The organism is Desulfovibrio sp. 1188_IL3213, assembly GCF_036763145.1.
Taxonomy (GTDB): domain Bacteria; phylum Desulfobacterota; class Desulfovibrionia; order Desulfovibrionales; family Desulfovibrionaceae; genus Desulfovibrio.
Genome location: NZ_JBAIYR010000559.1, coordinates 1 through 1,254, shown reverse-complemented (window position 1 = coordinate 1,254; position 1,254 = coordinate 1). Strand labels below are relative to the sequence as shown.

The following is a 1,254-nucleotide window of genomic DNA, read 5'->3' as shown; positions in this document are numbered from 1 at the left end:
ATATATCATGCCCGTACCGCCATAAAGGACTTTGTTAATGGCCCAGCTATCACAGTTACTGTCTCGCCTTCCCGAGGGCAAGGACGTGCGCATGAGCACCATGGGGCATGTGCTCTGGGTCTGCTGGCACGGCAAGCTGCCTCCGGCGGTAGGGCAGACCCTGCTCAATTACGGCGGCATGCTGGTGGGCGAAGAAGAGGAACAGGCCCTGTGGTTCTTCTTTACGGACGATGTTTTTCTGGCCCTGGCCCGGCTGACGGTATGGGGAAATTTTAATGAACTTCCGGTAAGTATTGAGCTTTTTCCCGGACGTTTGCAATTTGACCGCAAGCAGGATGCCTGCCTGCTGCTTGATGCGGCCCTTCAGGCGCAGGAAATGCTGGTGCGCGACAGCCTTGAGGTGTGGGTACACCCCAAAAGTCGCGAAGGCAAAAAAAGTCTGCCCGGCATTTCCTTTGAGCGCCGTGCCGGCCGCCAGGGCATGAGTTCCGTTGACTGGGCCGCCATGATTGTTGACGTGCGCATGCCCTATGCTTCCACCCACGCATGGTTCGCCATTCTGCACCCTTTGGGCAGCCCGCTGGACAAGGCGTTTCAAAGCGGCTGGAGCGACATGTTCAAAAAGGTGGAAACCCTTTTGCAACGGCTCAAGATCAAGTCCATTGTCAGCGGAACATTCGTTATGCTGGCTATGGACAATCTGCTCATGCTGCGCACCTTTTTGCGTGACTATCTGCACAGCTTCGACAAGGAAACCAGCGAAGGCGGCGCGTACTGGCCCTGTGTCTGCGTGATAGCCGACCGCAACAACCTGAATTTCAACAGCGACCTGCCCAAGAAGATCGGCCTGCAGTGGGACAACCTCATGCCGGACTTCCCCTACCTGAGCTACCGCAACGCCTACCTGCTGGGCGAGGGTTTTACTGTCCGCGATCTGCGCTATACGGGCGAGCAGGTCAGCATGGATGACTGGTGCAATGTTCTTTTGAATGAAAACAGCCTCAGTGAGCGCTCCATTCCCCTGCTTATGCCCGCACGGCTGACTGCCGGGGATCCGGCGGAGCCGGGCTGCTTTTACTGCGGCATCCATACCCATACGGCGGCCCAGTGTCCGACGCGGTCTTGCCCGTCGTCCGCGCCCGACCTTTGGGACAAGATTGCCGTGCTGGACCTGGAGACTGTCAATGAGGCCTTCCGCCATATAGAGCAGGCGCTTAACGAAGAAGGCGTTGCGGGCTATGCCGCCCTGCTGCG

General features: G+C 58.0%; 1 pseudogene. It reads left to right on the top strand.

The features are described from left to right. Window positions 1–37: 37 nt before the first annotated feature. Window positions 38–1,254: pseudogene (locus V6C16_RS13565) on the top strand (hypothetical protein); the annotation flags it as partial.